Below are 25,251 nucleotides of genomic sequence, written 5' to 3' on the forward strand. Positions count from 1 at the left end.
CCCTTTATCGGGGCGGGGTCAGGTTGTAGCGCGAAATGATGTCGGGCAGCCAAGGTGCTTCGGCGAACTGGAGCCCGAAATCGGCAGCAAGTTTTTCGATGAGCCCGGGATCCGGGGGGCCGGCCTCGAGGTGATCGGCGAGGCCCCAGAAAAAGTGTTCAAAACCCGCAGGGCTGATGATCTCGATCATGCGGGCGGGTACTTTGCCGGCATTCCACATGGTGTGCAGTTCATTCCGAGGTTTGGTGATGTATCCGCCTGCACCCAGAACGGCCTGCCGCTCACCGGACCGGAATCCGATTTCCCCTTCGAGAACGATGGAGTATTCATCCTCACGCGTGTGGATGTGGGGAGGCACCAAAGCCCCCACGGGGAAGGGATGCTCCACGATGGATAGCTGTTCATGGGTGTCTGCGCCGAAGAGTTTAAATACGACGCCGATGGTTCCCAGCGGTGCTTCGCGTCCCTGCCCCGGCTCCACGACAGTCAGCCGTGGAGCCTCATCTTGTTCCATGACGGATCCCTTTCACAATTGGTGGGCGCCAGTTTGGATATACACTGGTGTATATCGAATTATCCGCAGGGGAAAGGGCTGAGTCAATACTTTGAGTGAACAGCAGCGTTCAGCCAAAGCCCGGCAATATCAGATGCGCAAGCGCGCGGACCAGATGGACAGCACGCGCCAACGCATTGTCGAGGCCACCTCCCGCCTCCACGCCACCATCGGCCCGGCACGCACCACGATTGCCGGGATTGCCGAGCAGGCGGGAGTAACCCGGTTGACCGTTTACAAGCACTTCCCGGACGCGGCTGATCTCTACAACGCCTGTTCGGCTCACTGGCGGTCCAATCAACAACTCCCGGACCCCGCGGCATGGTCGAAGACCGCAGACCCGGACGGCCGCCTGCGCCTGGGCCTGTCCGATATATACCGTTTCTACCGCGACGGCGCAGACATGCTCCTGCGGCTCTATCGGGACAAGGAAGTGCTGCCCGAGGGGCTGCGCCGCAGCCTGCAGGACCGTGATGAGCATTTTCGGGACGTACTGTCAGAGCCCTTTACGGACCACCGGGACAGCCAGACCCTGCGGGCCCTTGTTGGCCACGCTGTCTCTTTCTGGACCTGGCACTCCCTCTGCCAAAGCAACGGGCTTGCCGAAGAAGCCGCAGTGGAAGCGATGGCGGCGTTGGTAGCCGCGGCCCCGGTAGTGGCGTTACCCAAGCCCGGCGCGCCTTGACAGCCAGTCCGTGCATGGGAATGCCGCCTGAGGAATACTGAAGGTGCCGGGCCTTGCCTGTGGTTCACGCGCCAGGCCTCGGTTCGGCTTCTCGAAGGGGGTATCGGTTGGAGTCAGCAGTCCCTCGCCGCAGATCCCTCCGGGGCGCGGCGGCAATCTTCGCAGCCCTTCTGGCGTTCTCCGCCGCCGGGTGCACGGGCACTCCCAAACCGCCCGCGTCTCCTGTGCCTGATGTCCACATCGCCGCTGTGGGCGACATGAACGACGCCGGGAATGTTGACCCGGACAGCCCGTCAGGCCGGAACGCTGCGGAGATCACCCGGCTCGTGGAGAACAACGAGATTGACGCTTTCCTGGGGCTCGGGGACTTTCAGTACAGCACCGCGCGGTGCAAAGACTACGTGGACTACTGGAAGACGCTGTGGGGCGGCACCCTGCCCAAGTTGTACTGGGTGTCGGCCCCTAACCACGACTGGGAACCCGGACGCAATGCAGACCTGGACAACTTCATGGATGGCCGGTGCCCTGGGTCACCGGAGAAGGCTGCGATCAACCAGGAGCGTGGTTCCATCTCGAACGGGGAACCGTACTCGAAGGACTTCGGGAACTGGCATTTCGCGTTCCTGTCGTCCGCGCAGTGGAAGTACAACCCCAAGAGGGCCCGGGAGCTGACCACATGGCTGGACCAGGACCTCGCCGCAGCCAAGGAGGCTGGCAAGCATCTGGCCGTGGTGTACCACGAACCGTATTTCACCTCTAACACGGACCAGCATGAGCGGGCCGCTGACCACAAGCCGTGGGTCGACGTGATGTGGAAGTACCGGGTCCGGCTGACCCTGTCAGCGTCACAACACAACTACGAGCGGTCATGCCCGGTGAATAACTCTGACGACTGCGTCGATGACGGGATGACCGCGTTCCAGGTTTCCACGGGAGGCACCAGCCTCCGGTCCTTTATCAGCAGTCCGCGGTACATTGAGAAGCGGTTCAGCGACACCCACGGGTTCCTTCGGCTGACGCTGCACGGGGACGGGTCCTTCGACTGGAACTTCGTGCCGACAACCGGGACAAGCACGGACTCGGGGACGCGTTCCAAACGGTAGAAAGTCCCACTCCGTCTATGCGGCTAGGCCCTCCGCCCGGTCCCAGTGCTCCCGCAACAACGCTGCCACCCGGTCCGGCTCGATCCGGTGCGGCGGGTCGAAGTGGTGCCGCTGCGGAAATACTTCAAGCCGGAAGTCGGGGAAGACCCTGGCGAGGCGCTCCGCATTGTCCGCGTAGTCGTCAGGGTTGCTCAGCCCGCCAAGGATAAAGAGCACCGGCCTGGTGAAAGCGGCCAGCCGCGAACGGTCAAGATCATAGGACTTGAAGGTTTCCACGAACGCCCTGATGCCGGCGGGGCGCTTTGCCATCCACGGCGGCGGGGGACCCTGCGGCGGTGGCGGCAGGACGACGTCGTGCTTAACTCCCAGCCGCATAAACGCGGGCATGAACTCCTGTGGCGGCAGCGCGTCCAGCTGGTCATACTGCTTCCACAGCTGCGCATGGGCGGGACTCCAGTCCCAGCTCCCTGCCCACGCCGGCTCCAGCAGGGCCAGGCTGAGCAGCCGCCCGCCGTGCTTCGCGGTGAAGGCCAAAGCGGCCGATCCGCCGCCGGAATAGCCCACCAGGTGGAACGTGTCCCAGTCCCGTGCGTCCGCTTCGCGCAGGATGCCGTCGATCTCGGTGTCCAGGTTCCACCCGGGCGGGGGAGCGTCGCCGGCGTAGAGTTCCAGGTCCTTGGCGGCGGCATGGACCTCCGGCCCCAAAGCCTCGATCAGCGCACCGTACGCGGGCTGGGCGGGAAGCACGCTCCCGGGTAGAAGGATGGCCCGAACTGGTTCCATGGGAGGATGCTACGCCCGCCGTGGCACGTCCGGAACGTGAAGAGCCCCGGCGGCAGTGGAAGCTGCGGCCGGGGCCATTAACTGTGCGGATGCGGCGGGTTGCCGCGGGGACGTCTAGGCGCGGGCGGTGGTGCGGCCCTTTGTGAGGATCACGGCCAGGGCGATCATCCCCACGCCGAGCAGCAGGTGCAGGATGTTGTCGAAGCCGTTGAGGGGCACGAAGTTGCCGGCGGAATCCTGGGGGACCACCAGGCCGTAGATGAACAGGACCAGGTAGATGACCCCGCCGTAGAGCAGGAATGAGCGGGCTCCCGCGGCGCTCCTGGCCAGGGCAATGCCCGCTGCACCGAAGAGCAGGTGGACGATGTTGTGCAGGGCCGAGACCTGGAAGAGGCCCAGCAGCATGGCCTCCGAGTGGTGGCCGGCGATGTGCAGTTGGTCGAAGTTGCTGGTGATGCCCGGAACGAAGCCCAGGACGCCGACCAGCATGAACACCGCTCCCACAACGATCGATGCCTTCTGGACGTTGGTGCGTGCGGCCATGCCGGTGCTGGTGTGTGTTGCCATGGTGAACTCCTGAATGCGATCTATGTGTATGGATCAGCCCGTCCTGGCGATCCATGTGCTTATGCCAGCAATTCGCGGTCCAAGGCACCCGGGATGGGTTGTTGCCAAAGAATTTTCGTGGCCGGATGATGCTGCTCCCTGGCCATCAAAACTTCCCCAGCTCAATCCCCGCCACATGCGTCCCCGGAGTGCTATACCTAGCTCAAGGCAACTAATTCGGCGGTTTGCTGAGGGGCGCTAAGACCACGGGGTGAGCACCGGAGGCTGGAGGCGCGCAGTGCTGAGGGGACCAGTGCTGAAGGGGCGATTGACGTGCGCCGCCTGCCTCGCCGCACTTGCCGTCCTCGCCGGCTGCGGCGGGGCAAGCAGCACCATCTCCACCGCCGTTGAGGACAGCCACTCCGCCCTGGCCACGGCGCAGCTCGCAGTCCGGCTGGATTCCGCGGGCAGGCTCACCAAAGCCGCCACCGCCACCGCATTGGACGACGCACTCAAAGAACTGCAGACCAGCCGGGACTCAGTGCTCCGGTTGGCGCCCGGCAGCGCAGAAGAAAGGGAGGCAGTGCAGGAGGCGCTTTCCGTCCTGAACGGCTGCACCGCCAGCCTCACCACCGCCCGGGATGCCGTAGCGTCCGACGACGGCGATCCCTCCCTCACTGACGGCGACCGGGAGTTGGCCGAAGCGGTGGACCGGCTGTCCGCGCTGATGGCGAAGGGCGGCGGAAAATGAAGCGGCTCCTGGGCGTCGCGTTGGGCATCCTGACGGCGATCGGCGGATTTGTGGACATCGGCGACCTGGTGACCAACGCCGTCGTGGGTTCCCGCTTTGGCCTGTCACTGGTATGGGTGGTGGGAGTGGGCGTGCTGGGCATCTGCCTGTTCGCCAACATGTCCGGGCGGGTGGCTGCGGCATCGGGCCGGGCCACATTCGAGGTGATCCGTGAACGGCTGGGGCCGCGGGCGGGGCTGGCCAACCTCTCGGCGTCGTTCCTGATCAACCTGATGACCGTGACGGCGGAAATCGGCGGCGTGGCCCTGGCCCTCCAGCTGGCCAGCAGCGTCCACTACCTGCTGTGGATCCCGGTGGCGGCGCTCGCCGTGTGGCTGGTGGTGTGGCGGGTCAAGTTCTCCATCATGGAGAACGTCACCGGGCTGCTGGGCCTGACCCTGATCGTGTTTGCAGTGGCACTGTTCCTGCTCAAACCTGACTGGGGGAGCCTCGCCGGGCAGGCCCTGGCGCCCGCCGTACCCGCCGAGGAAACGGCGCCCACCTACTGGTATTACGCCATTGCCCTGTTCGGCGCGGCCATGACACCGTACGAGGTGTTCTTTTTCTCCTCCGGAGCGGTGGAGGAGGGGTGGTCCATCAGGGACCTGGTGCAGTCGCGAGTCAACGTGCTGGTGGGCTTTCCGCTGGGCGGGCTGCTGTCCGTGGCAATCGCCGGCTGCGCCGCCGTGGTGCTCCTTCCGGCCGGGATCGCCGTGACGTCACTGTCCCAGGTGGTCCTCCCGGTGGCCGAAGGCGCAGGCAAGGTGGGATTGGCATTTGTGCTGGTGGGCCTGGTGGCCGCCACCTTTGGCGCGGCCCTCGAAACCACCCTGTCCAGCGGGTACACCCTGGCCCAGTTCTTCGGCTGGTCCTGGGGCAAGTTCCGCCGCCCGGCGCAGGCCGCCCGCTTCCACCTGGCCATGATCATCTGCCTGTTCATTGGGCTGGCGGTCCTGGCTACCGGCGTGGACCCGGTGCTGGTCACCGAATACTCGGTGGTCTTTTCCGCAATCGCCCTTCCGTTGACATACCTCCCCATCCTGATTGTGGCCAACGATCCGCAATACATGGGCCAACATGTCAACGGCCGCCCGGTCAACGTGCTGGCCATGGTCTACCTGGTGATCATCCTGGCGGCCTCCCTGGCGGCGATTCCCCTGATGATCATGACGGGAGCCGGATCGTGAAGCCCCGCCGGCTCGCGCCTGCTCCGCCCGTGGCGGGCCGCCTCCTGGATGCGCAGCTGCATCTGCTGGACCGGCAGGTCCTGGATAACGACGGCGTCCCGGTCACCACCGTGGACGACCTTGAGTTAAGCGGGCCTGCTTTGGACGTGGAGCTGGCACCGGGCACACCCGCGCCGGTCCTGACGGCGCTGCTGACCGGGCCGGTGCTGGGGACGCGCATCTTTGGCGGCAGGCCGCCGTCGTCCCGGCTGATCCGCATTCCCTGGAAGGACGTGTCCGACGTCGGCGTCGTGCTGAAACTGGGCGTCAGCGGCGAGCACCTGGACGCCGGCTGGGTGGAGCGCTGGATCCGGGACAAGATCATCGCGCGGATCCCGGGAGGCCGCCATGATCCTCGGTGACCTGCTGGGCGTGGATGTCCATGACGACGGCGGCGCGCGCCTGGGCAGGGTGGCCGACGCGCGGTTTGTGGTGGACGGCGGGCCGGGGCAGCTTCTGGCCGAAGCGCGCCTGCTCGGTCTCGTGGTCAGCCCGCACAGTGCGGCCTCGTTCCTGGGCTATGAGCGGACGGTCCTGCGGCAGCCCTGGCCGCTGCCTTCGATCTTCCGGTGGCGGCACCGGGGTTCGTTCCTGGTGCTGTGGGAGGACATTTTGATGATTGGTTCCTCCGGGGTCCGGCTGCGGGAGGGGTTTACCGCATACTCGCCGGCGCTGGATTAGGAGGCAGTGCGGCCGGTGGATGCAAGCACTGGCCGTTGCCGCTTCAGACCGCGCTACTGACGACCAGGACTTCATCGAGCAGATATCGGAAGACTGGCCGGAGTGAATCGTGGCGAGCTGCTGCGGTTGACCGTAGAGCCCGGGCGCCTGAGCGGCCTTCAGCAGGTCAGTCAAATCATGGTGGATAAGCTGGCCACGGTACGGCGCTCCAACCTCGGAGAGCGGATTGGAAGGATTGATTCCAGGACCATGGGCGCTGTGGAGCAGTCCCTTGTGGTCTTTCTGGGGCTTGGCCGATAACGGATTTACATCCGCTCAACGATGGAGTTTCCCAAGCGCCCAGTCCCAACGGATCAGCTCCTGCTCCAGCCTGATGGAGGCGCCGAAAGCGTCGTTGGCCAGCGCCGTATAGAGGGCAGACTCTTCCGCCGTCAGCCGGCCCAACGGCGCCTTGGACGGCGACGGCTCCGTGCCCCACACATCTCGATGCGCCAGGAGGGTTGTTGGATTGCCAAAGCGTCAGTGTCCAGGCTGATGGGAAGGTGAGGCGACGTCAAGGCCAGCCTCGACGGCTGCGGCCAACAGTTCTGTGTCATAAGCAACGAGCAGATCGGCTTGCAGCCGGATAGCGGTGGCCAGATGGATGGCGTCTGCACTGCGCAAATGGCCCGGCATCGCGGCCGAAAACATAAGGTCGGATCTCGCCAGGTCAACGAGATTGATCCCGGCCAAGACGTCGTTGACCAGTCCGGTAGGGATCCTTCGACGGTGCCCCGCGGAATGTAGTTCGGTATAGAGGAGCATCGATGCGACGAGGTTATCCCCTCTGGCCGCGGCCTCGGAGAGGTAATCTGCAACACTCGCGGATTCTTCTTCCGCCACCACCAGCTTTAGAACGGCTGAGGTGTCGACATAGATCAACGGTCCCCTCGAAGGTCGTCCAGGATCTCCGCTGTGCCCACCTTCGATGTGATGCGGGGCAGGGTCCGGAAGTCAACTCGGCCTGGCCTTGCCGGCCTGACCTGACCGGCCAGCAAGAGACGTTCAAAAGGGGAGATTGACGGCGGAATCATTGTCGCTGCGATTTCGCCATTGTTCGTAACGTCGATCGTTTCGCCGTTCGTCACGCGTTCCAGGATCTTGCTGCTCTGGTTACGCAATTCGCGATGGGGAATTGTTGTCATGGCCAGCCTCCGTAGCAATTGTAGCAACCCGAGACGGCGCGCGTCAGCCCGAAAAGCTAGAGGTAGTCCGCGGCCCGTTCGCGGGCAACCTCAAGCAGCGTCGAGTGGAAGGCGACCTCGGCCGGGGCGTAGACCTTATCCTGGCGCTGGGCCAGCAGGATTCGCCGCAGGGGTGCCGCGGAGCCCAAGCTGAGCACCCTCACGTCGGGATGCTGGAGTGATACGGCGGTTTTGGGCACCATGGCCACGCCCATGCCCACGCTCACCATCGCCTGGGCTTCCTGGTAGTCGTTGGCCAGGAAACCAATGGTTGGTTCGAAGCCGGCGTCGTGGGCGGAACGCTGCAGGACTTCCACCACCGGGTGGGCCTCTGCCCGGACGATCCAGGACTCGTTGCGCAGGTCCTCCATGCTCACCTGGTCCCGTCCTGCCAGCTTGTGCCCGCGCGCCACCAGGATCACAGTGCTCTCCTGGAAGACCTCGGTGACCCGGATGGACTCGTCCTCGAAACGGTTCCAGGGGTAGTCCCACAGCAGGCACAGGCCCGTGACGCCGGACTCCAGGTCTGCCACGAGTTCGTCGAAGCGGGCGCTGCGGAGTGAAAGGCCGATTGCCGGGTAACGCTTCTTGAAGGTCCGGATGACGATGGGCAGGAAGGAACCGGCAAGGGTGGGGAACGTGCCAACCGTCAGCGATCCGCGCTTCAGCCCGGCGATCTGGCCCAGGTCCGACTGCGCCGCCTTCATCTGGTGGACTATCTTGCGGGCATGCCCGGCCAATACCTGCCCGGCCTCTGTAGGCACCACCCCGCGCGAACGGCGGTTGAGCAGGGGCTGCCCCACTTCCTGTTCCAGCTTGCGCAGCTGCTGCGAGACAGCCGAGGGCGTGTACATCATCAGCTCGGCCGCGGCAGTGATCGATCCTTGCTCCACCACCTCCAGGAGCAGGGCCAGCCGCCGGATATCGAACAGAGGCTGCTCCTCTTCGTTAAGCATCCGTTCGCCTCTCTGTGCTTTTCGTTAATTCACTGCAATGTGTCCGGGATTCCGCGTGCTTTCCCGCACTACACCGACGTTCGGGACGGTCGATCCCATGCCCGACGCCCTTTAGTGTCACTGAATGAAGTAACTCTACATCCCCATGCAACTATCCAACATTGTCCTAAAGTGTGATCTGGCTCAACCTTTTCGTAGGCCCTCAACAGTTTTGAGGCGAAGGAGAGGTGGAAGTCGATGAAGATCGAAGCGGAATGGATGCGCGGAGGCACCAGCAAGTGCTGGGTCTTCGAAGCGGAGCATCTTCAGGAGGGAGGTGCCAGCCTCGATGAGCTGCTGCCCCGGCTGTTCGGAAGTCCGGACCCCCGCCAGATAGACGGCGTGGGCGGAGCCACTTCCACCACCAGCAAGGCAATCATTCTGCACCGGCCCACGGACGGCGATATCGACGTCGAATACACCTTCGCGCAGGTGGGCATCGAAGAAGCCGGCGTGGACTGGGGAAGCAACTGCGGGAACGGCTCCGCAGTGGTGGGCCTGTACGCGATCGAGAAGGGCTGGGTTGTACCTACCGGGGACATCACCCGGATTGTCACCCGCAACACCAACACCAACCAGGTCATCGTCCAGCGCGTGCCCACCCCGGACGGTGCCCTGCCGGTCATCCCGGAAGGACAGATGCCCGGCGTCCCGTTCCCTGGATACCCCGTGGGCCTGGGCTTCCAGGACCCCGCCGGCAAAACCACCGGGGCACTGCTTCCCACCGGCGCGGCAACGGACACCATCACCGCCGGCGGGACCAACTGGACCGTTTCAATGGTCGACGCCGGAGCGCCGGTGGTGATGGTCCGCGCCGAGGAGCTGGGCCTGGACACCGCCCGCTACGAGACGTGGCGCGCAGGTGTGGAACTGCAACTGGACACCCTGGAACAGATCCGGCGCCAGGCGGCCGTGCGGATGGGGCTGGCTCCCACTCCCGCCGAAGCTGCCCGGGCCATCCCCAAGCTCGCCATCGTTGCCGCCCCTGCAGACGCCGAAGCAAGCGCCGACGTCAACGTCATGATGCTCTCCATGGGCAGGCCCCACCCGGCCCTGGCCATCACCGGAAGCATCGCCCTGACCCTGGCCGCCCGGACACCGGGCACCGTGCTGCACACCATCACGGGCGGTACGCAGGGCGACACCCTGCGGCTGCGGACCCCCGCCGGGGTGATTGAAACCTGGAGCGAGGACCACGCCGGGAGCCTGCTCGTCGGCGTCGACCGCACCGCCCGCACCATCGCCACCACCATCATCCACCTCCCCGAGGTTTCCGGCAGCGCTGCACCTGCCGTCCTCGCGGGAGCCACTCAATGAGGAGTAAGCCATGACCAAAACAGCGCAACGCCCCACTGACACTCTCGAGGAGACCCGGGACCAACAGTCACCGCGTCCCAACCGCCGCCGCCGTATCCTACTGATGGTGGTGGCCGGACTCGCAATCCTGGGCCTGGCTGCCCTCGTGCTGGGGGGTGGCTTCCTCAACCAGGGGGCCGCCACGGACCCGGAGCACACCATGACAGCCGTACAGATCATCCCGCTCGTCATCCTCGTGGTGATGTTCGTTGTGGCCACCAAGTGGCCGCTGAACATCGGCGTGATGGGGCTGGTGGCCTCCTTCGGCGTCGGCTATTTCATGCTTGGGATGACGGACAAGCAGATCCTGGAGGAATTCCCGGCCAGCATCGTCCTGACCATCATCGGCGTCACCTACTTCTTCAGCATGGCCCAGCGGAACGGCACCATCAACATCATCGTCCAGACCTGCGTCCGCCTGGTCAGGGGCAAAACCATGCTGCTGCCCTGGGTCTTCTTCCTGATCGCTGCCGCGCTCACCTCGCTGGGCACCTTCTCGCCGGCCGCCGTCGCCCTGCTGGCACCGGCAGCCCTTGGTTTCGCCTACGAATCCCGCATCCACCCTGTGGTTATGGGCGCGTTCATCATCAACGGCGCCCACGCCGGCGGCTTTTCCCCGCTGTCCGTGGCCGGCGTCCTGGTGCACAACATCGCCGTTGAAAACGGCTTCCCCATCTCGCAGGGCGCCCTCTTCATTGCCAGCTTCGCCCTGAACCTGATCCTTTCCGTCCTGACCATTGTGCTGTTCAGCCTCCTCGGCAAACTGCGGGACGGCGAAGGCGGCCAGCTTGCCGACGTGGACACCACCAGCACCGGCCGTCCCCACGGCCAGCAGATCCTCACCCTGGTCCTGATCGGCGCGATGCTCGTCTGCACCCTGGGCTTCCATATGCCCATCGGCTTCGTGGCCCTGTCCGCCGGGCTCCTGCTCGCCTTCATCAACATCAAGGAACACCAGACGTTCATCGGCGGTGTCTCCTGGTCCACCGTCCTGCTGGTGGCCGGCATGATCACCTACGTCTCGCTGCTGCAGCACGTCGGCGTCATCGACACCCTCGCCGAACAGGCCCTGGCACTCGGTGCGCCCCTGCTGGTGGCCCTGGTCCTCTGCTACGTGATCGGCGTGGGCTCCGCCTTCGCTTCCTCCACCGCACTGTTGACAGCGTTCATCCCGCTTGCCGGCCCGCTGCTCGCCAGCAGCACCCTGAGCGCCTCCGGCACCGTCGCCGCCTTGGCCATTGCGGCCACCGTGGTGGATGTTTCGCCCTTCTCCACCGACGGCGCCCTGGTGGTCGCGAACGCCCGCGACGACGACCGGCAGCGCGTCTACAAGCAGCTCATGATGTACGCCGGCGGCGTGGTGCTGGTTGCACCGGCCCTGGCCTGGGCACTGCTGGTACCCACCGGCATCATGTAGCCGGCCCTTCACCCGAGATGGCACTTCGCGGCAATGTTTCCCCACAACATTGCCGCGAAGTGCCATTTCGCGTGGCGGCTTGGAGTGGGTTTAAGCGTGCCGGGCGGCGATCTGCTCCGCCACGTACCCGGCGTCCTCGCCCACCAGGCCAAGCGTTGCCGAGGCATGCCTCGTCAGCCAGGGCAGCCCGACGGCGAAGAGGCCCGGCACTTCGGTGACGCCCCGGTTGTGCCGGGGATAGTTCCATTGATCCAGCACCGGGAAGTCGAGGAAGCTGAAGTCCATGCTGTAGCCGGTGGCCCAGATAATGGACCGGATGTCCTCCGCGGCCAGGTCCAGCCGCGCCCCGGGCTCCGGGGGAAGCCAGGGATCGTCCGGGACCGGATCCGCGGCCGGTGCATCAATGCCGAGGGCCTCGATGTAGGCATCGGCCAGCCGCAGGCGTGGGCTGAACCCGGCCTCCACCAGCGCGAGACGTTCGGGGAGGTCGTCGCTGAAGATGAGGACGCCGTCGTCCGCTCCCTCGAAGCGGCCGTGCAGGCGCACGCCGCGGCGCCCCAGCTCCCGCACATGGATGCTGTGGCCCCCGTCGTTGCCGGAGATCAGCGGGTTGCACAGGAATCGGCCGGCGGGGGAGGGGAGGTTGGCCACCTGGAAGCCGTTGATGCCGTGCTCGGAGCCGTGCAGGTTCAGCTCGAGGATCCAGTGGAGGAGGTCCCGGCCGCGGTACCGGCGGGGCGCTTCCGGGCACGATGAAACGGACAGGTGCACCTGGCGGCCGGCGGCCAGCAGGTCCTCGGTGATCTGGCCGCCGGACTGGCCGGTGCCCACCACCAGGACGGCGCCGTCGGGCAGTTGCGTGGCGTTGCGGTAGTCGTGGCTGTGCAGCTGCTTGATACGGGCGGGGATGTCCGCCGACGCCGTGGGGATACGCGGTCGCTGGAACGCGCCGTTGGCGAGGACTACGTTTGCCGCGGCCAGCTGTCCCCTCGTCGTTTCCACCGTGAAGGCGCCCGCCGCCCCGCTGATCCGGGTGGCGGCCGTTCCCAGTTGCACCGGCGCGGCGATCCGCCGGGCGTAGTCGCGGAAAAGGTCGACGACGGCATTGCGGGGGATGAAAGCGTCCGGCTCGGAGCCCTCGTACCCAAGCCCGGGGAGTCTGCAGAAAAAGTTTGGCGTGTTCAGGTAGAACGAGTCCCACCTGTCCTGCCACGCCCCGCCGATCCCGTCCCTCCGCTCCAGCACCAGATGCTCCACGCCGAGCTGGGTGAGCCAGTAACTGGTGGCCAGCCCGGCCTGTCCGGCCCCAATGACCAGGGTGTCCACCCGCTCCGGCAACCCGGAAGCGCGGCGGTCACCGTGGGCGCTGGACGACGTCGTTGTGTCCATGGGGTGCTCCAAGTGGTCCGGAAGGAGTGGATCTGTTCGCAGAATACTCCGGTCCGGCCGCTGTGGTAATCCGTCTGCCAAAACTCCTGTACTGTTGATCCTGTTGTTGTGTTTATGCAGTTGGTAGTTCAGGCAGTACGCGCGGTCGAAAGTCCGCGTTCTTCTGAAGTAGCGGTTTTGAACACCCCACACCGGAGGACCCGAAAGTCGGGACTTTTCCTCCACCTTCACGAAGGACAAAAATAATGGCTACTGGTACCGTCAAATGGTTTAACGCTGAAAAGGGCTTCGGCTTCATTTCCCCCGATGACTCTTCACAGGATGTTTTCGCACACTACTCTGCGATCAACTCCAACGGCTTCCGCTCCCTCGAAGAGAACCAGAAGGTTTCCTTCGAAACCGAGCAGGGCCCCAAGGGTCCCCAGGCCACCAACATCCAGGCTCTCTAATTTCTTAGGGAAACTGGGGCCTCAGGGTTTCAATTTTTGAGCAGGGCCGGTCACTGACCGGCCCTGCTTTTGTTTAACCCGCGCGTGCTACGAAGGGCCTGACGCCACATCCGGCGGTTCCCTCTGGAAAGATGGCCCCTATGCATTCAGCCGGCACTGTCCCCGCTTTCGACCTCCGCATTACCATCGAGGATTCCGAGCCGCTGATCTGGCGACGGCTGCGTGTTCCCGCTGCCCTGACCATCCAGCAGTTCCACCTGGCCTTGCAGGCAGTCTTCGGCTGGGAGGACCGGCACCTGTACGGCGTCCGCGCCGTGGATCCCGCCGGGAAACCACGCGTTGTTATGGGTCCCGACGGCGTAACTGAAAATTCTGACGCCGAGTCGCCTGCCGCCGTCGTGCTTTCAGATCTGCTGGACCCGCAGAAGCCGGGCACTGTGTTCGACTACGAGTATGACTTTGGCGACGGCTGGACCCACCGCACGGAACTGGTGGGGCCCGCTGAACTGGAGCGCGGCCAACTCCTGTGCCTGGACGGCGCCAACCGCGGACCCGTGGAGGACTCCGGCGGGCCGCCCGGGTACGCCCGCCTGGTGCAGATCCTGGCCGACCAGCAGCACCCGGAACACGAGGATGCGGCGCGATGGGTGTTCGAGACTGCCGGTGAATTCGGCGAGCGCTTCGACGCCACCCGCTTCAACGTGCAGGCCGTGAACCGCAAACTGCGGATTCTCGCCCTTCAGTGGTGGCCCGAGCCTGTCACGGAGGAGGAGCGGGACGACGTACTCAAGCCGGTACTGTGGCTCCTGCGAAACGCCGCGGGCGACGGCCTGGAACTGACCAAGGACGGCTACCTGAAGCCCGTCCTGGTTAAGCAGGCAGTGGAGGAGATCGGCTGGGACGGCATTGTCTTCGGCAAGGGGAACCGCGAAGCCCATGTGTTGCCGGTCCGCGAACTCAGGGAGCACGCACTTGCATGGAAGCTGGTCCGGAAACTCAAGGGCAGGCTGGTGCTCGCGCCGCGCGGCCGGCGTGCGATCGAACATCCCGGCTACTTGTGGGACCTCATGGTGGACACCATCGCCAATCCCAGGCACGACGCCGTCCGGCTCGTCACGCACCTTTACACGAACTGGTACCTCACGTGCATTGCGCCGCCTTGGAACCTGGAAAGGGATGTCATCCGGCTGGCGCTGGAGGAAACGGGATTTGTTACCCGCTCCGGCCATCCCATTCCCGAAGAGTGGATCACAGACATCTACCGGACCGTCTCGTGGACCCTGATGTGCCTGTGCCTGAAGACTCCCAAGGCCACGTTCGCTGACCGTGCACTTCTTACCGACGGCGGAGTGAAGTTCTTCCTGGCTGTCCAGGACGCAGAGCGGCTGTCCCGGAAGGGGTAGCGGCGGCCTGGTCCTGGCGGCATGAGCGGCCGTGGCCCGCTGGGACGGTGCTGGCCAACACCGCTTAGGCGGGCGAGGGCCGTCCATGCTGCGGGTTTCGACACGCTCAACCGACGGTCAGTGCAGTCCCATGGCGTTGCGCACCTCATCCAGGATGTGGTGCATGGCTGTTTCTGCCGCTACCGCGTCCCCGCCGGCCACGGCGGCAGCCACATCCTCGTGCGCCTGCAGCGCTTCATTCCGCGGTTTGAACGGCATCAGCCCCTGTTTGGTCCGGCTGGTCAAGACCTCGGCCACCATGCCTTCCAGGGCAAGGAACATCTCGTTGCCGCAGCTTTCCAGCAGCAGGCAGTGGAACTCGATGTCCGCGGCCAGGAATGCCTCGAGCTCACCGGCTTCGCCCAGCCGGCGCAGATCGGCGGCCAGGGAAGTCAGCTTGGCCCGTTCGGCGGCGCTCGCCCGTCGGGCCGCCCCGGCTGCGGCAATGGGTTCGACGGCGATGCGCAGCTCTGTGAGGCTGCTGTACTGGATTTCCCGCCGGTCCGAGGCAAGCCGCCAGCGCACCAGTTTGGGGTCGAAGACATTCCAGAACCGTCGCTCCTGCACCACAATGCCCACCCTCCGCCGCGAGTAGACGAGGTTCATGGATTCCAGCACCTTCATGGTGTCCCGGGCCACGGTGCGCGAAATCCCGTACTCCTGCTGAAGGCCTTCCAGGGTGAGCCGGCTTCCGGGCGGCAGATCGCCGGAGGCGATGGCTACGCCAAGCGCCTCGACAACGCGTCCCTGCAGGGCGGGGGAGGTCCCGCCGTCGTCCGCGGTGTCCTGGTCCTGTGGTGTCGCCGTCGACATCTTCCTGCCTTCCTCTGCGGGCCTGCGCGGTACCAGCCTACCCAAAAAAGACGCAAAGGTATGACTTATGACACGCAAAGATAGTATCTGTGCTCACAAAAGGTGATACCTTATCTCCAGCGCATTTCCTCACCGGAAGTGCAAATGAGCTTTCTTCCCTAAGCCAACGGCGTCTTCTTCGGAGGTAAAACATGCAGTATCCCGCCACGCACCTGGTGGTCATGGGCGTTGCCGGTTCCGGCAAATCCACCATCGCGGCAGCACTTTCGCAGCAGCTTGGCTGGGCCTGCGCCGAAGCAGACGAGTTCCACCCGCAGGCCAACATCCAGAAGATGAGCCAGGGCACGCCGCTGCAGGACGAGGACCGCTGGCCGTGGCTGCAGGAAATCCAAAACTGGATGACCGCCCAGGCCAAGGCCGGCGAGAGTACAGTGCTCACCTGCTCGGCCCTCAAGCAGAGCTACCGCCAGCTGCTGTCCCAGGCCGAGGGCCGCGTTCTCTTCCTTCACCTTCACGGCGAAGCGGACCTGATCGGCCAGCGCATGCAGGGCCGCGAAGGCCACTTCATGCCGCCCACGCTCCTGCCCAGCCAGCTGGCCACACTGGAGCCGCTGACCGACGAGGAGCTTGCCGCCGGAAGCCTCCGGCTGGACATCTCCAAGTCCCCGGAAGAGCTCGTCAAAACCATCATTGCCGCACTGCAGCTCCCCGCAGGCCAGGCATCCTAAGCATCCCCAAACCCCAACAATCCTGTTTCAAAGGAGAACCATGACCATCGAAGGATGGACCCAAACGATGGGCGCAGGCCCCCTGCTGCTCATCGCTGCGGCGGCGATCGTCGCCCTGCTGTTCCTGATCATCAAGCTGCGGATGCACGCGTTGCTGGCCCTGATCGTCATCAGCCTCGCCACGGCCTTCGCCACCGGCATTCCCGCCAACCAGGTGGTGCCGGTCCTGATCAACGGCTTCGGGACAACCCTTGGCACCGTGGCCCTGCTCGTTGGCCTGGGCGCCATGCTGGGGCGGATCGTGGAAACCAGCGGCGGCGCCAAGGTCCTGGCCGACTACCTGATCGGCATTTTCGGCGAGAAACGCGCCCCCTTCGCCCTGGGCCTGGCCTCGCTGATCTTCGGGTTCCCCATCTTCTTCGATGCCGGCCTGGTGGTTATGCTGCCCGTCGTCTTCGCCGTAGCCCACCGCCTGGGCGGCGGAGTGCTCCGCTACGGACTCCCCGCCGCCGGCGCATTCTCCGTGATGCACATCTTCCTGCCACCGCATCCGGGCCCGGTGTCCGCCGCGGCCTTCTTTGAGGCCAACGTCGGCCTGGTGATGATCGCGGGCCTGATCACCGCCATCCCCACCTGGTACGTCACCGCCTACCTGTACGGCCTGTACACCGGTAAGAAGCTGGTCCTGCCCGTCCCGGAACTCCTGGGCCACGCCAGCGCCGAAGCCGAATCCCACCCGCCGCGCTTCCGCACCATCGTGGGGCTGCTGCTCCTGCCGCTGGTCCTGATCTTCATGAACACCGGCCTGAACACCCTGGCCTCGTCCGGCGTTCTCTCCGCGGACGTTAAGAAGGAGCAGTGGTTCCAGGTCCTGCGCACCATCGGCGAAACTCCGGTGGCCCTGCTGATCGCCGTGATTGTGGCCATGTTCGTCCTGGGTGCCAAGCGGGGCAAGGACGCAGGCGCGCTGGAGAAACTGCTCGAATCCTCGCTTGGCCCGGTCTGCTCAGTCATCCTGATCACCGGTGCCGGCGGTATGTTCGGCGGCGTCCTGCGCACCTCCGGCATCGGCGCCGCACTGGCTGATGTCCTGGGCAACCTGGGCATCCCGCTGATCCTGGCTGGCTTCCTGATCTCCGCTATCCTGCGCATCGCCCAGGGTTCTGCCACCGTGGCACTGACCACCACCGCCGGCCTCATCGCTCCGGCCGTTGCTGCTGCGGGACTGAACGGCATGCAGATCGCCGCCCTCGTGATCGCCGTTGCCGCTGGGTCCGTGGTGGTCTCGCACGTCAACGACTCCGGCTTCTGGCTGGTGGGCCGCTTCTTCGGCATGGACGTCAAGACCACGCTGAAGACCTGGACCGTGATGGAGACGCTCATCGGCGTGATGGGCTTCGCCATCGCGGCGGCAATCTTCCTGGTGGCTGGCCTGGCGGGTTAGCTTCCCCCAAACTGGGTAGCGCCAAGTGCCGTTTTGAACGCTCAAAACGGCACTTGGCGCTACTTACTTTAAGGGGCTTGCCGGGTTTCGACAGGCTCAACCACCGCGTTTCGAACGGCTACGCCTGGAGGCCGGGGACGCCGTCCTGGATGGTGAAGGAGGCCTTCGTCGAAACGGGGGAGCCCGGCGTCGTGACGTAGTCCAGTACCCGGAAGTCTGCGGTCATGGCGTCCCTGGTGATCTTCGTGTTCACGTACCCGCGCGAATCGTTGTAGAACTTCAGGTGCGGGTTCCACGCCATGGTGGGGTCTGTGGTGGCGCCCGTGCCGTTGCCGGTGGACGTAATGGACGTGCACACCAGCTCCGAGCCCACCACGGGCGAGGCAGGATCCTTGTAGTCCACCTTCAGGTCGTTGGCCCAGTTGCGGTGCACGTCGCCGGTGAGGACGACGGCGTTGCGCACCTTCGCGTATAGCCAGCCTTGGGTGATGCGGCGGCGTGAGGCGGCGTAGCCATCCCAGCCGTCCATGGAGACGTCGTCGATATCCAGCGCCTGGGCACGGTCCCGCTCGGCGAAGAAAACCTGCTGGCCCAGGATGTCCCAGCGCTGACTGGAGTTCTGGAAACCGTCCAGCAGCCACTTTTCCTGCTCCGCGCCGGTGATGGTGCGGTCTTCGGCGAGGCGTTCGGCCACGTTCTTCCGCCAGCCGTCCCCGGCGAGCTGGTCGTCGCGGTACTGCCGGGTGTCCATCATGTGGAAGTTGGCCAGCTGGCCCCACTGGATGGTGCGGTAGATCTTCATGTCGAACCCGGCCGGAACGGACGAGGCCCGCAGCGGCATGTTCTCGTAGTACGCCTGGAATGCGGCGGCCCGGCGCTGGCGGAACCGCTCGGTGCTGTCGTTGAGCTGGCCGGCGTCGCGGTTTTCCGGAATGTCGTCCGCCCAGTTGTTGTCCACCTCGTGGTCATCCCACACCACCAGCCACGGTGCGATGGCGTGCGCAGCCTGCAGGTCGGCGTCGGCCTTGTACTGGGCATGCCGCTGGCGGTAGCCCTGCAGCGTGGTCGTCTCCGGGCCCTGGTGGTCGCGGGGGTTGCCGCCGCCGATCACGTAGCTGCCCTTCTTGTACTCATACATGTAGTCGCCCAGGTGCAGCACCAGGTCCGGGTGGTCCTCCGCGAGCCGCCGGTACGCAGTGAAGTAGCCGTGCTCGTACTGCGAGCAGCTGGCGAAGGCCATGGCCAGTGCGGCCGGGGTCTCGTGCAGCGCCGGAGCGGTAAGGGTGCGGCCCGTTCCGCTGATGTGGCGGCCGCTGCGGAACCGGTAGAAGTATTCGCGGCCAGGCTTCAGGCCTTTGAGCTCCACGTGCACAGAGTGCGCGGTTTCGATCCGGGCGTGTTCGACGCCGCGGGCTACTACAGTGCGCATGTTCGGGTCCTCGGCCACCTCCCACGCCACCGGGACCTGCCGGGAGGGCATGCCGCCCAGGCCGTCCTCGGCAAGGGGGTCCAGCGCCAGGCGCGTCCAGATGACGAAGCCGTCCGCCCACGGCTCGCCCGAGGCGATGCCGAGCATAAACGGATCGGTGCGGAGACCGGCGTCGTCTGCGATGGAAGTGGCGACGGCGGCACCTGGCAGGGCGGCAACGAGGCCGGCACCAAGCCCGGCGGAAATCAGGGATCTGCGTGAGATGTTGTCCATGGGTCCGACGCTATGGAGGCCGGTTGGACAGCGGTTGTTGCCTGAGTGAATCAAAAGTGAACTGCGGGTCACGGGTTTCGGCACGCTGAACCACAGGCCCCCATATCCTTGAACGGTGACTCTCCTCCAGGCTGTTCTTTCCTTTGCTGTGGTTGCCGGGCTCTTGACGCTGGTACCCGGCATGGACACTGCCCTGGTGCTGCGCTCGTCCATCTCCAGGTCCCGCCCGTTCGCCTTTGCCACGGCGATCGGCATCAGCACCGGGGCGATGATCTGGGGAGCCGCCGCAGCAGTTGGTATCTCGGCCCTGCTGGCAGCGTCCGAGATGGCCTACCGCGTGCTGACCATCGCCGGCGCCGCCTACATGATCTGGCTGGGGCTGTCGCTGTTATTGAAGAGCCTGCGGCACGGCAAGGCTGCTGCAGCCCCTGAAACCGCCGCGCCAGTGCCCGGGAGGAATGAGCTCGTGAGGGGCTGGCTGACCGGAACCGGAACCAATCTGCTGAACCCGAAAGTGGGCGTTTTCTACATCGCCACCATCCCGCAGTTCATTCCGGCAGGTGAATCACCCCTGCTGGTGGGCGTCCTGCTGGCCGGTGTGCACTGCGTTTTGACGATGGCCTGGTTCACGCTGCTGATCTTCGGCACGGGCTATGCCTCCCGCTGGCTCAAGGGTGCCCGCAGCATCCGCATCATTGACAGCATCACCGGCACGGTCCTGGTGGGGTTCGGGCTCAGGCTCGCGCTCGAACCCGCACACTGATCACTTGCCTGCAGACCGCGCTTTGGTGGCTTTCGGCTCCTTCGGCGGGAGCGTGGAGATGTACTCAAAGGCTTTGTGGATCCAGGCTTTCGCCCGTGCGTCGTCGCCGTCGCCTTCCTCGTTCCACATCTCCGGCAGTCCCGTGTAGCCGCCCATCGGCCGCTCGGCCGGGCCGAAGGGGACGGTCCGTTCCGAGCTTTCGAGTTCCTCCCGGTCCTCGGGGGAGAGCTTGATGCCGATGGTGGGCCCGAACAGCCCGGCGAACATGTTGCCGTTCACGAAAGCGCCCAGGTTGCCAAACATGGGCTTGACCGCCACGTCCGGGTGATCCGGGACCAGCGACCGGAACCGCTCTTTGTCCTGGTCTGACGCTTTGGGCATCTCCATGATGCTTCCCTCCCGGAACTCGGCTAAGGTGCTCGTCTCGTGTGTGCAGGATATGCCCTGCCAGGTGCGACGGGGAACACCCGGCCGCCCGCCGTCGTTGTGCCAAGGGCAAGGCGCTCCCACCGGGAGCCCGGCCTGCCCTCGACCAAAGGACTTTCCCTTGACTCCTCGCACTATCGTGATCACCGGCGCCAGCGACGGAATCGGGGCGGCCGCCGCGCGGACGCTGGCGAAGGCGGGGGAGCAGGTGGTGCTCGTCGGCCGGTCCGAAGAGAAGACCCGCGCCATGGCCAAGGAGCTGAACGCGGACTACTTCGTCACCGACTTCGCCGAACTCGCGCAGGTGCGCTCACTCGCCGCCCAGCTGAAGTCCGACTACCCGCGCATCGACGTCCTGGCCAACAACGCCGGCGGCATCATGGGCAAGCGGACCCTCACCGTGGACGGCAACGAATCCACGTTCCAGATCAACCATCTGGCGCCGTTCCTGCTCACCACGCTGCTGATGGACACCCTCACCGCCAGCAACGCCAAGGTGATCAACACGGCCAGTGCCGCCAACAGCTTCGGCAAACTGGACCTCTTCGACCTCACCGCAGAACACGGCTACTCCACCAACCGCGCCTACGGCACCGGCAAGCTCGCCAACATCCTGTTCACCTCTGAGCTGGACCGGCGCTACGCCAGCCAGGGCATTACGACGGCGGCATTCCACCCGGGAGTTGTCCGCACCAACTTCGCGGCAGAGTCCACCAGCCCGTTCCGGCATGCCTACAAGACACTCCTTAACCGGTTTATGCTCACCCCGGACCAGGGCGCGGACACCATGCTGTGGCTCATCAACGGCACGGCGGGCAAGGACTGGATCTCCGGCGCCTACTACGCCAAGCGCGCCCTGGCCAAGGCCAACCCCCAGGCGTACGACGCCGAGCTGGCCCGGGGGTTGTGGGAGAAGAGCGAAGAGCTGGTCAAGGCTGCCTCGTAGGCTTCTGCCGGTCAGCGCGCCCGCTCGACGTCGGCCGCCATGTCCGATTGCCCCCGACCGATTAGACCTGCCACTACACCATCAACGTCCGCCTCCGGCCGGTTCTGGCTCAGCTTGGCCTTGGCTTCGATCCGGCTGATCACCAGTTCCACGCCGACGATGGCCCGCAGTTGGCCTGCGATGAAGCGCTCAGGTGCGTCGTCCACGCTCCACGGGTGCTCGAACTCCGCCTCGTGGACCCCGGTGAGCCGGCGGACCTGGCTGGAAATCCACTCCGGATCATCATGAATCACCAGCTGGCCGTAGACATGGGCGGTGGTGTAGTTCCAGGTGGGGACCACCCGTCCGTGCTCGGCCTTGGACGCGTACCAGGACGGGGAGATGTAGGCGTCCGCTCTCTGGATGATGGCTAGTGCTTCCCCGACAGCGGGTTCGGACCACTGCGTGTTGTTCCGCGCAAGGTGCCCCTGCAGCGCGCCGTGCTCGCCGACGTCGGGATCAAAGACAAACGGCACCAGCGTAGCGAGGAGGCCCTGCGCTGTCATGGTGACCAGGTTGGCTGCGCCAGGGTTGGAAAGGAGATCCTGGACGGTGCCGGGGCCGGCGGCAAAGTGGGCTGGCGTGTACATGGGCTAGTCCTTTACGGGCTGGAGGGTTGGGACGGGATGAACGGCGGGCGGGTCCGGCTTGAGCCGGACCCGGACGGCTGCTCCGGCGCAGAGGATGACGGCCAGTGCGCCGAGGGCGGTGGGCCAGGTCAGGTTCTCGCCCAACAGCAGGGCCGCCCAGCAGATGGTCAGCACCGGCTGGATGAGCTGGATCTGGCTGACCGAGGCGTTGGGGCCGATGGCCAGCCCGCGGTACCACGCGAAGAAGCCCAGGAACATACTGACCACGCCAAGGTAGGCGAAGGCCAGCCACTGCACCGGCGCGGCGGACGGTGGTTCCTGGGAGATCGACACAGCCGTCAGCAGCACCATCAGCGGCGACGCGAGCACTAACGCCCACGACACCGTCTGCCATGCGCCAAGCTCGCGGGCCAGCAGGCCACCTTCCGCATAGCCAATGGCAGCGGCAACCACTGAACCAAGCAGCAGCAGGTCCGCCCAGTGCAGCTGCCCGAAGCCACCGGAGTGCAGGGAAGCGAAGACGATCGCCGCAAGGGCTCCGGCCGTGGTGACGAGCCAGAATGCCAGCGGCGGCCGTTCCCGCCCGCGGAGAACAGCGGCCGTTGCAGTAGCGGCCGGGAGCAAAGCAATCACCACGGCTCCGTGGCTTGCAGGTGTAGTGGTCAAGGCAAAGGAAGTCAGTAGCGGGAAGCCCACGACGACGCCGGCCGCCACAACTGCGAGGCGCGCCCATTGCATCCCGTGGGGGAGCCGTTGCCGGGTAAGTGCCAGTGCTGACGCTGCGAGGACTGCTGCCACCACCGCCCGGCCGGAGCCGATGAACAGCGGGGACAGGCTGGCCACTGCCACTTTGGTGAACGGGACGGTGAACGAGAACGCCGCCACTCCGAGCAGCCCCAGCCAGACTCCAGAGGCCTGCGATGGCGGTATCACTGTCCGCTTGGAATGAGTAGCGCTACTATTATCTCTCATGAGAAACGATAGCAGTTCGCGGATTGTGGCGCACCTGAAATCATGGATGGCTGCGGCCGCGCCCGGAGCGAAGCTGCCGTCCACGCGGTCCCTGGTGGCCGAGTACCAGGCCAGTCCGGTTACGGTGCAGAAGGCCCTGCAGACGCTCACGGCGCAGGGGCTGATCGAGAGCAGGCCCGGCGTGGGGACATTTATCCGCGCTGCCAGGACTGCGAAGCCGTCGGACTACGGCTGGCAGACGGCAGCCCTGCGTTCACCGAGGGCCACGCTGCCGTCCGCTTCCTCCACCATGCGCGACCTGCCACAGGACGTCATTTCCTTCCACTCCGGCTACCCTGCCCGGGAGCTGCTGCCCGAGCGGCTGGTGCGGGCCGCCCTCACCAGGGCTGCCCGCGGGGACGCCGCCCTGTCCCGGCCGCCCGCGGCCGGCCTGCCGGAACTGCAGTCCTGGTTCGCGCACGAGCTTGGCGCGTCAACGCCGGCCGGGACCACACCGCCGAACCCCAGCGACGTCGTCGTACTCCCTGGAAGCCAGAGCGGACTGAGCTCAATTTTCAGCGCACTGGTGGGCAAGGGGCAGCCGCTGCTGCTGGAATCGCCCACCTACTGGGGCGCCATCCTCGCGGCCGCGCAGGCCGGAGTCCGTGTGGTTCCGGTTCCCACCGGGCCTGACGGCCCCGACCCGGCGGAACTGACCCGCGCCTTTGAGGAGACCGGGGCGCGGGTGTTCTACGCCCAACCCAACTACGCCAACCCCACAGGCGCCCAATGGACGGCGGAGACGCGCGACCAGGTGCTGGACGTGGTGCGAGCCCAGGGCGCCTTCCTGGTAGAGGACGACTGGGCGCACGATTTCGGCATCACCAGCACCCCGGTGCCGGTGGCTTCCCGCGATGATTCCGGGCATGTTGTGTACCTGCGCTCGCTGACCAAGAGTGTGTCTACGTCGATCCGGGTGGCCGCGGTGATCGCCCGCGGACCTGCACGGGAGCGCATCCTTGCCGACCGGGCAGCCGAGTCAATGTACGTCAGCGGGCTCCTGCAGGCGGCCGCGCTCGACGTCGTCACGCAGCCCGGGTGGCAGACGCACCTTCGAAGCCTTCGCCACCAGTTGGAATCCCGGCGCGACCTGCTGGTCACCAGCCTGCGACAGCACGTGCCGCAGGGCCACCTTGAACAGGTACCCAAAGGCGGCCTGCACGTGTGGGTGCGGCTCCCGGACGGGACGGACCTGGAGCGGCTTGCACGGGAGTGCGAATCCGCCGGGGTGATTATCGCCCCGGGCAACGAGTGGTTCCCGGCCGAACCCGCAGGCCCGTTCATCCGGCTCAATTACTCCGGGACGAATCCGGGCGCCTTTCCTGAAGGCACCCGAATCATCGGGGAGATGCTGGCCCGGAACCGGGGTTAGGGGTCAGCTGGAGAGCTCAGCGCAGACGTCGATCGCCTGGCCGGAAGTGCTCACCAAGGTGAAGATACCGGTCGCGGGGTCAACGTTGTAGACAACCTTGCCAATGTAGTGAGTAGTTGTTGGCCCTGATGGCTCGTCGGAGGGAAACAAAATCAGGCCGTTGTGACCAGTGGCGGTGACGGTCTGGGTACCGTCAGGATTGGTCACGGTCTCAGTCACTGAACCGTCGGTGCGAATGGTGATGGAGTCAACAGCCTGAGGATGACGCCCTGGCTTGTAGCCATAGTTTGTGTAGGTGATCACTGTGCCCTTGCCTGAGACGAGCAACCGAACGGTGTCGCCATCCTCGTCCACGAACTCTTTTGTTTGAAGTTTCCCTCCCGTCCAGGAGACACCAAGCCTGAAGTCACAGCCCGTACCGGCAGGCAGGATGAAGGATACGTCTTCAGCAAGCGCCGGCGCGGCAGGGGCAACGAGGGCGGCTGCGGCGAGGGCAGCTGGGGCTACCAGACGTGTGAGTGTCGATTTCACGGAGTTTTCCTTTCGGGGGTTTATACCAATGGGTGCCTCAAGACTGGCTCCCAGCCCTTAACCCATCCTTAATCGGGCCAAAAGCACTGGACCATCCGCCTGCCCGGGAGCAAGATGGGGGTTGATGTGGCTGCTTGGGGTCACATCAAGGGTCGGGGCGGGGCGCTGTGGGGTTCGCTCGTCGATGAGTTCCGGTGGGTTGGCCAGTCGAGCCAGTTCAGCGGCCGGTCGGTGAGGGGTACTTGGCG

Annotated in this window: 30 protein-coding genes; 16 read left to right on the forward strand and 14 right to left on the reverse strand. The window is 65.4% G+C overall.

Annotated features, from left to right (window positions below):
• Positions 1-4: 4 nt before the first annotated feature.
• The gene (locus QRN11_RS19950; RefSeq protein WP_091417842.1) at positions 5-514 is read right to left on the reverse strand and encodes a cupin domain-containing protein; all 510 of its coding nucleotides are present in this window, start codon (positions 512-514) and stop codon (positions 5-7) included.
• A gap of 91 nt (positions 515-605) precedes the next feature.
• Between QRN11_RS19950 and QRN11_RS19955 the strand changes: the two genes are divergently transcribed.
• Together QRN11_RS19955 and QRN11_RS19960 are read left to right on the forward strand one after the other, a co-directional pair.
• Entirely contained in the window at positions 606-1,238 is a 633-nt protein-coding gene (locus QRN11_RS19955; protein ID WP_285314208.1) for a TetR/AcrR family transcriptional regulator, read from the forward strand.
• A gap of 107 nt (positions 1,239-1,345) precedes the next feature.
• Positions 1,346-2,341 (forward strand): metallophosphoesterase family protein, encoded by a 996-nt coding sequence (locus QRN11_RS19960; protein WP_285314209.1) that lies wholly within the window; start codon positions 1,346-1,348, stop codon positions 2,339-2,341.
• Positions 2,342-2,356: 15 nt separating this feature from the next.
• Here the strand turns inward: QRN11_RS19960 and QRN11_RS19965 are convergent, their stop codons facing one another.
• Together QRN11_RS19965 and QRN11_RS19970 are read right to left on the reverse strand one after the other, a co-directional pair.
• Complete coding sequence (locus QRN11_RS19965; protein WP_285314210.1) at positions 2,357-3,124, reverse strand: alpha/beta fold hydrolase; 768 nt, start codon at positions 3,122-3,124, stop codon at positions 2,357-2,359.
• 114 nt (positions 3,125-3,238) lie between these two features.
• Positions 3,239-3,691 carry a DUF4383 domain-containing protein gene (locus QRN11_RS19970; protein WP_285314211.1) on the reverse strand — a complete coding sequence of 151 codons (453 nt, stop codon included), beginning with the start codon at positions 3,689-3,691 and terminating at the stop codon, positions 3,239-3,241.
• Between the two features lie 292 nt (positions 3,692-3,983).
• Between QRN11_RS19970 and QRN11_RS19975 the strand changes: the two genes are divergently transcribed.
• The 5 genes from QRN11_RS19975 to QRN11_RS22580 all read left to right on the forward strand — a co-directional run bounded on the left by QRN11_RS19975 (position 3,984) and on the right by QRN11_RS22580 (position 6,667).
• Positions 3,984-4,421, forward strand: a complete 438-nt coding sequence (locus QRN11_RS19975; protein ID WP_285314212.1) for a hypothetical protein — start codon at positions 3,984-3,986, stop codon at positions 4,419-4,421.
• Positions 4,418-5,647 (forward strand): Nramp family divalent metal transporter, encoded by a 1,230-nt coding sequence (locus QRN11_RS19980; protein WP_285314213.1) that lies wholly within the window; start codon positions 4,418-4,420, stop codon positions 5,645-5,647. The genes QRN11_RS19975 and QRN11_RS19980 overlap by 4 nt, the downstream gene beginning before the upstream one ends.
• Positions 5,644-6,048 carry a hypothetical protein gene (locus QRN11_RS19985; RefSeq protein ID WP_350224014.1) on the forward strand — a complete coding sequence of 135 codons (405 nt, stop codon included), beginning with the start codon at positions 5,644-5,646 and terminating at the stop codon, positions 6,046-6,048. Before QRN11_RS19980 ends, QRN11_RS19985 begins: the two co-directional genes overlap by 4 nt.
• A complete protein-coding gene (locus QRN11_RS19990) occupies positions 6,035-6,367 on the forward strand; it encodes a PRC-barrel domain-containing protein (protein ID WP_285314214.1) in 333 nt (110 codons plus the stop codon). Before QRN11_RS19985 ends, QRN11_RS19990 begins: the two co-directional genes overlap by 14 nt.
• Positions 6,368-6,469: 102 nt before the next feature.
• The gene (locus QRN11_RS22580; protein ID WP_350224015.1) at positions 6,470-6,667 is read left to right on the forward strand and encodes a type II toxin-antitoxin system PemK/MazF family toxin; all 198 of its coding nucleotides are present in this window, start codon (positions 6,470-6,472) and stop codon (positions 6,665-6,667) included.
• A 15-nt stretch (positions 6,668-6,682) separates the two neighbouring features.
• Here QRN11_RS22580 and QRN11_RS19995 read toward each other — a convergent pair whose 3' ends face one another.
• Genes QRN11_RS19995 through QRN11_RS20010 form a run of 4 tightly spaced genes read right to left on the reverse strand, consistent with a single transcriptional unit; the run spans position 6,683 to position 8,546 of the window.
• Positions 6,683-6,862, reverse strand: coding sequence for a Wadjet anti-phage system protein JetD domain-containing protein (locus QRN11_RS19995; RefSeq protein WP_285314249.1), 180 nt, complete (start codon positions 6,860-6,862; stop codon positions 6,683-6,685).
• Between the two features lie 24 nt (positions 6,863-6,886).
• Positions 6,887-7,288 (reverse strand): type II toxin-antitoxin system VapC family toxin, encoded by a 402-nt coding sequence (locus QRN11_RS20000; protein ID WP_285314215.1) that lies wholly within the window; start codon positions 7,286-7,288, stop codon positions 6,887-6,889.
• Positions 7,285-7,551: a type II toxin-antitoxin system Phd/YefM family antitoxin gene (locus QRN11_RS20005; protein ID WP_285314216.1), complete on the reverse strand. Its 267-nt coding sequence runs from the start codon at positions 7,549-7,551 to the stop codon at positions 7,285-7,287. The genes QRN11_RS20000 and QRN11_RS20005 overlap by 4 nt, the downstream gene beginning before the upstream one ends.
• 56 nt (positions 7,552-7,607) lie before the next feature.
• Positions 7,608-8,546 (reverse strand): LysR family transcriptional regulator, encoded by a 939-nt coding sequence (locus QRN11_RS20010; protein WP_285314218.1) that lies wholly within the window; start codon positions 8,544-8,546, stop codon positions 7,608-7,610.
• Between the two features lie 237 nt (positions 8,547-8,783).
• Between QRN11_RS20010 and QRN11_RS20015 the strand changes: the two genes are divergently transcribed.
• Both QRN11_RS20015 and QRN11_RS20020 read left to right on the forward strand, forming a co-directional pair.
• A complete protein-coding gene (locus tag QRN11_RS20015; protein ID WP_142057626.1) occupies positions 8,784-9,902 on the forward strand; it encodes a PrpF domain-containing protein in 1,119 nt (372 codons plus the stop codon).
• Positions 9,903-9,912: 10 nt separating this feature from the next.
• Positions 9,913-11,358: an SLC13 family permease gene (locus QRN11_RS20020; protein WP_091417885.1), complete on the forward strand. Its 1,446-nt coding sequence runs from the start codon at positions 9,913-9,915 to the stop codon at positions 11,356-11,358.
• A gap of 90 nt (positions 11,359-11,448) precedes the next feature.
• Here the strand turns inward: QRN11_RS20020 and QRN11_RS20025 are convergent, their stop codons facing one another.
• Complete coding sequence (locus tag QRN11_RS20025; protein ID WP_285314219.1) at positions 11,449-12,747, reverse strand: flavin-containing monooxygenase; 1,299 nt, start codon at positions 12,745-12,747, stop codon at positions 11,449-11,451.
• 245 nt (positions 12,748-12,992) lie between these two features.
• Between QRN11_RS20025 and QRN11_RS20030 the strand changes: the two genes are divergently transcribed.
• A complete protein-coding gene (locus QRN11_RS20030) occupies positions 12,993-13,196 on the forward strand; it encodes a cold-shock protein (protein ID WP_050056011.1) in 204 nt (67 codons plus the stop codon).
• Between the two features lie 140 nt (positions 13,197-13,336).
• Positions 13,337-14,599 (forward strand): plasmid pRiA4b ORF-3 family protein, encoded by a 1,263-nt coding sequence (locus QRN11_RS20035; protein ID WP_285314220.1) that lies wholly within the window; start codon positions 13,337-13,339, stop codon positions 14,597-14,599.
• Between the two features lie 117 nt (positions 14,600-14,716).
• On the opposite strand, the gene QRN11_RS20040 is transcribed toward QRN11_RS20035, so the two are convergent.
• Positions 14,717-15,451 (reverse strand): FadR/GntR family transcriptional regulator, encoded by a 735-nt coding sequence (locus tag QRN11_RS20040; RefSeq protein ID WP_285314221.1) that lies wholly within the window; start codon positions 15,449-15,451, stop codon positions 14,717-14,719.
• Between the two features lie 191 nt (positions 15,452-15,642).
• On the opposite strand from QRN11_RS20040, the gene QRN11_RS20045 reads away from it, so the two are divergent.
• Together QRN11_RS20045 and QRN11_RS20050 are read left to right on the forward strand one after the other, a co-directional pair.
• Positions 15,643-16,179, forward strand: a complete 537-nt coding sequence (locus tag QRN11_RS20045; RefSeq protein ID WP_285314222.1) for a gluconokinase — start codon at positions 15,643-15,645, stop codon at positions 16,177-16,179.
• Positions 16,180-16,219: 40 nt separating this feature from the next.
• Complete coding sequence (locus QRN11_RS20050) at positions 16,220-17,623, forward strand: GntP family permease (RefSeq protein WP_091417898.1); 1,404 nt, start codon at positions 16,220-16,222, stop codon at positions 17,621-17,623.
• 118 nt (positions 17,624-17,741) lie between these two features.
• Here QRN11_RS20050 and QRN11_RS20055 read toward each other — a convergent pair whose 3' ends face one another.
• Positions 17,742-19,325: an alkaline phosphatase D family protein gene (locus tag QRN11_RS20055; RefSeq protein WP_285314223.1), complete on the reverse strand. Its 1,584-nt coding sequence runs from the start codon at positions 19,323-19,325 to the stop codon at positions 17,742-17,744.
• A 115-nt stretch (positions 19,326-19,440) separates the two neighbouring features.
• On the opposite strand from QRN11_RS20055, the gene QRN11_RS20060 reads away from it, so the two are divergent.
• The gene (locus QRN11_RS20060) at positions 19,441-20,088 is read left to right on the forward strand and encodes a LysE family translocator (RefSeq protein ID WP_285314224.1); all 648 of its coding nucleotides are present in this window, start codon (positions 19,441-19,443) and stop codon (positions 20,086-20,088) included.
• On the opposite strand, the gene QRN11_RS20065 is transcribed toward QRN11_RS20060, so the two are convergent.
• Entirely contained in the window at positions 20,089-20,475 is a 387-nt protein-coding gene (locus QRN11_RS20065) for a TfoX/Sxy family protein (protein WP_091417902.1), read from the reverse strand.
• A gap of 160 nt (positions 20,476-20,635) precedes the next feature.
• Here QRN11_RS20065 and QRN11_RS20070 point away from each other — a divergent pair, with 160 nt between their 5' ends.
• Positions 20,636-21,460 (forward strand): SDR family NAD(P)-dependent oxidoreductase, encoded by an 825-nt coding sequence (locus QRN11_RS20070; RefSeq protein ID WP_285314225.1) that lies wholly within the window; start codon positions 20,636-20,638, stop codon positions 21,458-21,460.
• An 11-nt stretch (positions 21,461-21,471) separates the two neighbouring features.
• Here QRN11_RS20070 and QRN11_RS20075 read toward each other — a convergent pair whose 3' ends face one another.
• Positions 21,472-22,089 carry an FMN-binding negative transcriptional regulator gene (locus tag QRN11_RS20075; protein WP_285314226.1) on the reverse strand — a complete coding sequence of 206 codons (618 nt, stop codon included), beginning with the start codon at positions 22,087-22,089 and terminating at the stop codon, positions 21,472-21,474.
• A gap of 3 nt (positions 22,090-22,092) precedes the next feature.
• Positions 22,093-23,061 carry a DMT family transporter gene (locus QRN11_RS20080; RefSeq protein ID WP_285314227.1) on the reverse strand — a complete coding sequence of 323 codons (969 nt, stop codon included), beginning with the start codon at positions 23,059-23,061 and terminating at the stop codon, positions 22,093-22,095.
• On the opposite strand from QRN11_RS20080, the gene QRN11_RS20085 reads away from it, so the two are divergent.
• Positions 23,060-24,472: an aminotransferase-like domain-containing protein gene (locus QRN11_RS20085; RefSeq protein WP_285314228.1), complete on the forward strand. Its 1,413-nt coding sequence runs from the start codon at positions 23,060-23,062 to the stop codon at positions 24,470-24,472. The two genes, QRN11_RS20080 and QRN11_RS20085, sit on opposite strands and share 2 nt — an antisense overlap.
• Before the next feature lie 3 nt (positions 24,473-24,475).
• Here the strand turns inward: QRN11_RS20085 and QRN11_RS20090 are convergent, their stop codons facing one another.
• Entirely contained in the window at positions 24,476-25,003 is a 528-nt protein-coding gene (locus QRN11_RS20090) for a hypothetical protein (RefSeq protein ID WP_142057600.1), read from the reverse strand.
• Positions 25,004-25,251 lie beyond the last annotated feature (248 nt).

It is taken from the genome of Pseudarthrobacter sp. fls2-241-R2A-168 (genome assembly GCF_030209335.1).
GTDB lineage: Bacteria > Actinomycetota > Actinomycetes > Actinomycetales > Micrococcaceae > Arthrobacter.

What these genes read in the sequence shown, in the direction of transcription:
- QRN11_RS20015 (WP_142057626.1), top strand. Translation starts at nt 8,784, where the DNA reads ATGAAGATCGAAGCGGAATGGATGCGCGGAGGCACCAGCAAGTGCTGG.
- QRN11_RS19970 (WP_285314211.1), bottom strand. Translation starts at nt 3,691, where the DNA reads ATGGCAACACACACCAGCACCGGCATGGCCGCACGCACCAACGTCCAG.
- QRN11_RS20075 (WP_285314226.1), bottom strand. Translation starts at nt 22,089, where the DNA reads ATGTACACGCCAGCCCACTTTGCCGCCGGCCCCGGCACCGTCCAGGAT.
- QRN11_RS20040 (WP_285314221.1), bottom strand. Translation starts at nt 15,451, where the DNA reads ATGTCGACGGCGACACCACAGGACCAGGACACCGCGGACGACGGCGGG.
- QRN11_RS20080 (WP_285314227.1), bottom strand. Translation starts at nt 23,061, where the DNA reads ATGAGAGATAATAGTAGCGCTACTCATTCCAAGCGGACAGTGATACCG.
- QRN11_RS20030 (WP_050056011.1), top strand. Translation starts at nt 12,993, where the DNA reads ATGGCTACTGGTACCGTCAAATGGTTTAACGCTGAAAAGGGCTTCGGC.
- QRN11_RS20020 (WP_091417885.1), top strand. Translation starts at nt 9,913, where the DNA reads ATGACCAAAACAGCGCAACGCCCCACTGACACTCTCGAGGAGACCCGG.
- QRN11_RS20005 (WP_285314216.1), bottom strand. Translation starts at nt 7,551, where the DNA reads ATGACAACAATTCCCCATCGCGAATTGCGTAACCAGAGCAGCAAGATC.
- QRN11_RS19980 (WP_285314213.1), top strand. Translation starts at nt 4,418, where the DNA reads ATGAAGCGGCTCCTGGGCGTCGCGTTGGGCATCCTGACGGCGATCGGC.
- QRN11_RS19950 (WP_091417842.1), bottom strand. Translation starts at nt 514, where the DNA reads ATGGAACAAGATGAGGCTCCACGGCTGACTGTCGTGGAGCCGGGGCAG.
- QRN11_RS20025 (WP_285314219.1), bottom strand. Translation starts at nt 12,747, where the DNA reads ATGGACACAACGACGTCGTCCAGCGCCCACGGTGACCGCCGCGCTTCC.
- QRN11_RS20045 (WP_285314222.1), top strand. Translation starts at nt 15,643, where the DNA reads ATGCAGTATCCCGCCACGCACCTGGTGGTCATGGGCGTTGCCGGTTCC.
- QRN11_RS20050 (WP_091417898.1), top strand. Translation starts at nt 16,220, where the DNA reads ATGACCATCGAAGGATGGACCCAAACGATGGGCGCAGGCCCCCTGCTG.
- QRN11_RS20035 (WP_285314220.1), top strand. Translation starts at nt 13,337, where the DNA reads ATGCATTCAGCCGGCACTGTCCCCGCTTTCGACCTCCGCATTACCATC.
- QRN11_RS19965 (WP_285314210.1), bottom strand. Translation starts at nt 3,124, where the DNA reads ATGGAACCAGTTCGGGCCATCCTTCTACCCGGGAGCGTGCTTCCCGCC.
- QRN11_RS20055 (WP_285314223.1), bottom strand. Translation starts at nt 19,325, where the DNA reads ATGGACAACATCTCACGCAGATCCCTGATTTCCGCCGGGCTTGGTGCC.
- QRN11_RS20010 (WP_285314218.1), bottom strand. Translation starts at nt 8,546, where the DNA reads ATGCTTAACGAAGAGGAGCAGCCTCTGTTCGATATCCGGCGGCTGGCC.
- QRN11_RS20085 (WP_285314228.1), top strand. Translation starts at nt 23,060, where the DNA reads ATGAGAAACGATAGCAGTTCGCGGATTGTGGCGCACCTGAAATCATGG.
- QRN11_RS19990 (WP_285314214.1), top strand. Translation starts at nt 6,035, where the DNA reads ATGATCCTCGGTGACCTGCTGGGCGTGGATGTCCATGACGACGGCGGC.
- QRN11_RS20065 (WP_091417902.1), bottom strand. Translation starts at nt 20,475, where the DNA reads ATGGAGATGCCCAAAGCGTCAGACCAGGACAAAGAGCGGTTCCGGTCG.